8 protein-coding genes are annotated in these 6,156 nt (G+C 72.6%); 6 read left to right on the top strand and 2 right to left on the bottom strand.

Annotation, left to right across the window (positions count from 1 at the left end; genetic code table 11):
- Positions 1 to 636: deoxyribonuclease IV (locus KS423_RS35875; protein WP_224283930.1), on the top strand; the 636-nt coding region annotated here is incomplete at its 5' end.
- A gap of 46 nt (positions 637 to 682) precedes the next feature.
- On the opposite strand, the gene KS423_RS35870 is transcribed toward KS423_RS35875, so the two are convergent.
- Positions 683 to 898: a hypothetical protein gene (locus tag KS423_RS35870; protein WP_224283929.1), complete on the bottom strand. Its 216-nt coding sequence runs from the start codon at positions 896 to 898 to the stop codon at positions 683 to 685.
- Positions 899 to 1,320: 422 nt separating this feature from the next.
- Here KS423_RS35870 and KS423_RS35865 point away from each other — a divergent pair, with 422 nt between their 5' ends.
- Together KS423_RS35865 and KS423_RS35860 are read left to right on the top strand one after the other, a co-directional pair.
- Positions 1,321 to 2,736: an amino acid permease gene (locus tag KS423_RS35865; protein WP_224283928.1), complete on the top strand. Its 1,416-nt coding sequence runs from the start codon at positions 1,321 to 1,323 to the stop codon at positions 2,734 to 2,736.
- Between the two features lie 217 nt (positions 2,737 to 2,953).
- Positions 2,954 to 3,601 (top strand): HNH endonuclease family protein, encoded by a 648-nt coding sequence (locus KS423_RS35860; RefSeq protein ID WP_224283927.1) that lies wholly within the window; start codon positions 2,954 to 2,956, stop codon positions 3,599 to 3,601.
- A 67-nt stretch (positions 3,602 to 3,668) separates the two neighbouring features.
- On the opposite strand, the gene KS423_RS35855 is transcribed toward KS423_RS35860, so the two are convergent.
- Positions 3,669 to 4,550, bottom strand: a complete 882-nt coding sequence (locus tag KS423_RS35855; RefSeq protein ID WP_224283926.1) for an SDR family NAD(P)-dependent oxidoreductase — start codon at positions 4,548 to 4,550, stop codon at positions 3,669 to 3,671.
- 80 nt (positions 4,551 to 4,630) lie between these two features.
- On the opposite strand from KS423_RS35855, the gene KS423_RS35850 reads away from it, so the two are divergent.
- The 3 genes from KS423_RS35850 to KS423_RS35840 all read left to right on the top strand — a co-directional run.
- Complete coding sequence (locus KS423_RS35850) at positions 4,631 to 5,308, top strand: TetR/AcrR family transcriptional regulator (protein WP_224283925.1); 678 nt, start codon at positions 4,631 to 4,633, stop codon at positions 5,306 to 5,308.
- Between the two features lie 113 nt (positions 5,309 to 5,421).
- Entirely contained in the window at positions 5,422 to 5,610 is a 189-nt protein-coding gene (locus KS423_RS35845; protein ID WP_224283924.1) for a DUF1508 domain-containing protein, read from the top strand.
- Positions 5,611 to 5,718: 108 nt separating this feature from the next.
- On the top strand, positions 5,719 to 6,156 hold a 438-nt coding region (locus KS423_RS35840), incomplete at its 3' end, for a glycosyltransferase (RefSeq protein ID WP_224283923.1).

Genomic DNA, 6,156 nt, shown 5'->3' with positions numbered 1-6,156 from the left:
GGCTCGGCGGTCGGCGCCGCGCCCGGCGGCGGCTCGCGCCGGGCCGAGGCGATGGCGCAGGTCCGGGCGGACGTCCGGCCGCTGCTGGAGGAGCTGGACGGGCTGGGTGACGACGCGCCGTGGCTGCTGCTGGAACCGACGGCGGGCCAGGGCAGCTCGCTCTGCTCGCGGCTGGAGGAGCTGGCCGAGTACGTCGAGGCGCTGGACCATCACCCGAAGGTGGGAGTTTGTCTGGACACCTGCCACGCCTTCGCGGCCGGGCACGACCTGGCGGAGCCGGGCGGGGTGACGGCCGCGTTGGACGCCCTGGCCGCCGCGGCCGGCCCGGGCCGGCTGCGGCTGATCCACGCCAACGACTCCGAGGACGTCGTCGGAGCCCGCAAGGACCGGCACGCCAACATCGGCGCCGGGATGATCGGCGCCGAGCCGTTCCGCGAGCTGTTCGAGCACCCGGAGACGGTCGGGGTGCCCCTGGTGGTGGAGACCCCGGACCGCAAGCACGGCGGGGACGGCACCGGGCACGCGATGGACATCGCGGTGCTGAAGGAACTGCGGGACCGGGCGACGGTCCGGGCCCGGGGAGGCGGGCGGCGCCCGGAGGCGGCGCGGGAGCCGTCCGGCGCGGGACAGCCGTGAGCCCGGGGGCCGACGGACGGCCTCCGGGCTCGGGGCGCCGAGGGGATCAGCAGCCGCAGTCGCTCTCGCCGTGCTCGGCGAAGTTGAGCCAGGTGGCGTGCGGGCCGAACAGGCCGACGCCCGCGGAGCCGGACTCCAGCTTCAGCTCCTCCGACTGCGTCGGAGCGAAGCCCCCCGCCATGGCCGAGGTCGGGACCGCCACCACGGCACCGGCCACGGCGACGATCACGGCGAGCTTGCGGATCTTCCCACGAAGCGACATCTGATGTCCTTTTGGTTCGTCTCTGGTCCTCAACCCGCACCTCGACCGGCCGGTTCGGCCGCCCGACGGGCCGGGCGGCGCCCCACCGGGGAGGCGCCGCGCCCACGTTTGCACACGAGCGCGCCCCTTCGGGCGCGCGCCGCAACCGGGCTGAGGCGTTCGGGTGAAGCAACTCCCCCGGCCGGACGAACCTGGGCGCACATCCGTGAATCCGGTCGAACAGCCGGGCGGGGGGCGCCGGACGAGTGCCCGTCCGAGCGCCCCGTGACCGCAAGACTTCCGGTGATGAACCGGGCGAACTGAACAAATCCCGTCGATTTGGCGCAGGGTACCGCCCGGTCCGAGCATGAACGGTGGCTCCAGCGTGCCCCACCGAACGCGCGCAGGAGCAGGAGCAGCACCACGAAAGGCGCACCACCCTCATGCAGACCAGTCCCGCCGCACCCCGGCAGGCGGCCCGACCGAGCGGCCCGGAGACCCCGGCGCCGGTCGGCTCCCCGCCCGCCGGCTCCGCACCGGTCGGCCTCACGCCGCAGAAGACCGGCCGCCGCTTCGGGCTGGTGACCGCCACCGCCCTGGTGATGGGCAACATCATCGGCGGCGGCATCTTCATGATCCCGGCCGCCGTGGCCCCGTTCGGGACGGTCAGCCTGGTCGCCTTCGCGGTGCTCACCGTGGGCGCGATCGCGCTGGCGCTGGTCTTCGGGCAGCTGGCCCGCCGCAGCCCGCGCACCGGCGGGCCGTACGTCTACGCCCGCGAGGCCTTCGGGGACTTCGCCGGATTCCTGTCGGCCTGGTCGTACTGGATCACCACCTGGGTCAGCAACGCCGCCCTCGCCGTGGCCGCCGTCGGGTACCTGGACGTGCTGCTGCCGCTCCACCACTCCATCCCGCTGGAGATCACCGCCGCACTGGCCTTCCAGTGGCTGCCCGCGCTGGCCAACCTGGCCGGCACCCGCTACATCGGGGCGGTCCAACTCGTCTCCACCGTACTGAAGTTCATCCCGCTGCTGCTGGTCTCGGTGGGCGGCCTGTTCTTCTTCGACCCGAAGAACCTCGGGCCCTTCGACGCCAACGGCCAGGGCTGGGCGGGCGGCATGAGCGCCGCCGCGGCGATCCTGCTGTTCAGCTACCTGGGCGTGGAGTCGGCCGCGATGAGCGCCGGCAAGGTCCGCGACCCGGAGCGCAACGTCGGCCGGGCCAGCGTGCTCGGCACCACCGGTGCGGCGGTGGTCTACCTGCTCGGCACGATCGCGGTGTTCGGCACCGTGGCGCACCAGCAGCTCGTCCACTCCACCGCGCCGTTCTCGGACGCCGTGGACGCCATGTTCGGCGGCACCTGGGGCGGCACGGTGATCGCCATCGCCGCGCTGGTCTCGATGACCGGCGCCCTCAACGGCTGGACCCTGCTCTCCGCCCAGGCCCCGTACGCGGCCGCCAGGGACGGCCTGTTCCCGGCGGCCTTCGGCAAGGAGCGGCGCGGGGTGCCGATCTTCGGCGTGCTGGTCAGCGTGGCGCTGGCCTCGGCGCTGACCGTGCTCAACTTCGCCAGCGGGGCGAAGGGCGCCTTCGACATGCTGGTGCTGGTCACCACCTTCACCGCCACCGTGCCGTACCTGCTCTCCACCGCCGCCCAGCTGTACTGGCTGGTGCGCGGGGCCGGCGAGAAGGTCGACCGCGGGCGGCTGGTGCGCGACGCCGTCCTCGGCCTGGGCGCCTTCGGCTTCTCGCTCTGGCTGCTCGCCGGGGCCGGCTACGCCGCCGTCTACCAGGGGGTCCTGTTCCTGTTCGCGGGCATCCTGGTCTACGTCTGGATGGCGGGCCGCCGCCGCGACTGAATCCCCGGCGGCAGCCGGACGTCCGGGGGCCGTCTTGTGAATCCCCGCAAATCGCCGTGAATCTCGCGAACCACCGTGACGTGCGCCGGACTTGTCCGGTGCACGTCCGATGTGCACGAGGATTTCACTTCCCGGATCTACCCGCGTAGGTGACCGGGTCGCCACACTGGCGCACGCAATTCAGCAGTTCATCCGATCTGATGATGGAGCGTCCGCCATGGCCCCCTCCGCACCCGCGCGCCGATTCCTGTCCTGCATACCGGCCGCCGCCGCCCTCGCCGCCGTGACCCTGGTCACGGCCGGCACCCCTGCCCAGGCCGCCCTGCCGACCCCGATCTCCGCAGCCACCGCCCGCAGCTACCTCGCCGCGATGCCCGCCACCGCGGAGACCCACGGCGACACCTACGACCGCACGCTGTTCCCGACCTGGATCACCATCAGCGGCACCTGCGACACCCGCGAGTGGATCGTCAAGCGGGACGGCAGCAACGTCGCCACCGACACCTCCTGCAAGGCCACCAGCGGCAACTGGTCCTCGCCCTACGACGGCGCGACCACCACCAACGCCTCCTCCTTCGACGTCGACCACCTGGTGCCGCTCTCCGAGGCCTGGGCCTCCGGCGCCTGGGCCTGGACCACCTCCCAGCGCCAGGCCTTCGCCAACGACGTCACCCGCCCCCAGCTGCTGCTGGTCTCCGCGAGCAGCAACCGCTCCAAGGGCGACCGCGACCCGGCCGAGTGGCTCCCCCAGGCCTCCTACCGCTGCACCTACGCCCGCGCCTGGGTGCAGGTGAAGCAGTACTACGGCCTGAGCGTGGACAGCACCGAGAAGAGCGCACTCACCGGCATCCTCGACAACTGCTGAACCCGGCAGCCCCTGCGGCCCGGCGCTCACCCCGCGCCGGGCCGCAGTGCCGTGCACACCGGACCGGTCAGTCGGTCGAGTCCGGCGGGAAGGCGACCGGGTAGGCCTCGGCGAAGTCGGCCGAGCGGGAAACCGCACGCCACTTGGCGTCCTCCGCCAGGAGTTGCCGGTCCATGGCGATCGAGCCCTCGGCCGCGTTGACCCCGAGCGGCAGGTGATGGGGAATGTCCCGCCGCTTGGCCACCCGGACCAGGATCTCGGCGGCACGGACCGGGTCGCCCGCGGAGCCGTCGCCGCCCTGGCGCAGCCGCCTGTTCAGGGCGCCGACCGTCTCGTCGTAGGCCTCCGGAACGTCGTGGACGACCATCGAGGCGCCGGCCCAGTCCGTGCGGAAGCCGCTGGGTTCGACCACCAGTACCCGCACGCCGAACGGCGCGGTCTCGGCGCGCAGCACCCGGCTGAACCCGTCGATGGCGAACTTCGCGGCCTGGTACGAGGCGATGCCCGGGGAGCCGCCGACCCGCCCGCCCATCGAGGAGAACTGCACGACCAGTCCGCCCCGCTGCTCGCGCAGCAGCGGGAGCGCGGCCTTGGTGACGTGGTAGACGCCCCAGAAGTTGGTCTCGAACTGGGCACGGAAGTCGGCGTCCTCGGTGGTCTCGATCGGCGAGACGTTGGCGTAGCCGGCGTTGTTCACCAGCACGTCGATCCGGCCGAAGGCTCCGTGCGCCTCGGCGAGGGCCGCCCGGGCGGCCGCCGGATCGGTGACGTCCAGCGCGATCGGACGGATGCGGTCGCCGAACTCCTCGACGAGATCGGCAAGTTGCTCGGGCCGTCGGGCGGTCGCGGCCACCCGGTCGCCGGCTTCGAGCGCGGCGCGGACCAGGGCGCGGCCGAAGCCGCGCGAGCTGCCGGTGATGAACCAGGTCTGTTCCTTGTTCTGCTCCATGTCGCTAGTAAAACACCGTTGCGTTATTAGCGCAACGACGTTGCGCTAATACGGCAACGCCGTTGCCCTACCATGGGCGAGTGGATGACGCATCGGAGTTCCAGCGCGCACGCTCGCCCGAGGCCAAGCGCCGGCGCGAGGCCGCGATCCTGGCGGCGGCCCGGTCGCTCGGCGCCGAGCACGGCATCAGGGACGTCACCCTGACCGACATCGCCGCCGCGGTGGGGATGCACAAGTCGGCGCTGCTGCGGTACTTCGAGACCCGCGAGGAGATCTTCCTGCGGCTGACCGCCGAAGGCTGGGCGGAGTGGTCGGACGCACTGACCGCGCGGCTGCGGGAGAGCGCGGATCCGGGCCCGGCCACCGTGGCCCGGGCGTTCGCCACCACCCTCGCAGCCCGCGGCATGTTCTGCGACCTGCTCGCCCACGCCCCACTGAACCTCGAACGCAACGTCTCGCTCGCCGCGGTACGCGACTTCAAACTCGCCACGCTCGCCGCCCGCGAACCGATCGGCGCCGCCGTCCGCGGGCAACTGCCCGCACTGGACGAGCAGGACGTCCTCGACCTGGTCGCCACCGCCGTCTCACTGGCCGGGGCCATGTGGCAGATCGCGAACCCGGGCACCGAGGTCGCCGCCCTCTACCGCGCCGACCCCCGGCTGGCCCATGCCGTCATCGAGGTCGAACCCCGGCTCGCCCGCATCCTGACCGCCACCATCACCGGACTGGCCGCCGGAGCGGGCGAACCGCGCGCCTGACCCGTCCGCGCCCGATCCGGTCCACCTGGATGGATCATCTGACGTGCCGCGCAAGGGATTTGACCCTACGGTGCGGTACGAGGGGGTCATCCGAGCGGAAGGCTGTTTCTGGCATGGCTGGCAAATTCGAGCTGTACGTGGACGAGGGCGGCATGCACCGATTCCGGCTCAAGGCGAGCAACGGGGCGATCGTGGTGACCGGCGACCCGCAGGAGAGCAAGGACGACTGCCTGAAGAGCATCGAGTCGATCCGCAAGCTCGCGCCGTACGCGGAGCTCAAGGAGACCGCCGGGTCGGTCTGACGGGCGTGCTCCGGAGCGCGGGTCGGTGGTGCAAATCGCCGACCCGCGTTCGTCTGTACGACAGATCCCTTTGGCCGGGTGCATGCCGGACACGGACAGAACACTGGCATGCGCGTCGTCATCGTCACCGAATCCTTCCCGCCCGAGGTCAACGGAGTCGCCCACAGCGTGCTGCGGACGGCCGAGCATCTGGTCCGCCGGGGCCACCAGCCCCTTGTCGTCACCCCCGCGCCGGCCCGGGGCGCCGGGTGCCCGCCGGAGACCTTCGGCGGTGCCGCGGCGGGGGAGATTCCCGTGGTGCGCATCCCGTCGATGCCGCTGCCGGGGTACCCGCAGGTGCGGATCGCCCTGCCCAGTCGGCAGCTGGCGGCCGCGGTCGCCGGACACCGGCCGGACATCGTCCACCTGGCCAGCCCGTTCGTGCTCGGCGCGCGCGCAATGCAGGTCGCGGCGCGGCTCGGGGTGCCCGCCGTGGCCGTGTACCAGACCGACCTGGCCGGGTACGCGCACGCCTACCAGGCCGGGCGCGGGCTCGGGGAGGCCGCC

Origin of the sequence: Streptomyces sp. LS1784 (assembly GCF_020103755.1) — a bacterium.
In the GTDB taxonomy this organism is placed as follows: Bacteria; Actinomycetota; Actinomycetes; order Streptomycetales; family Streptomycetaceae; genus Kitasatospora.
This window is presented reverse-complemented; position numbering and strand designations above follow the sequence as displayed.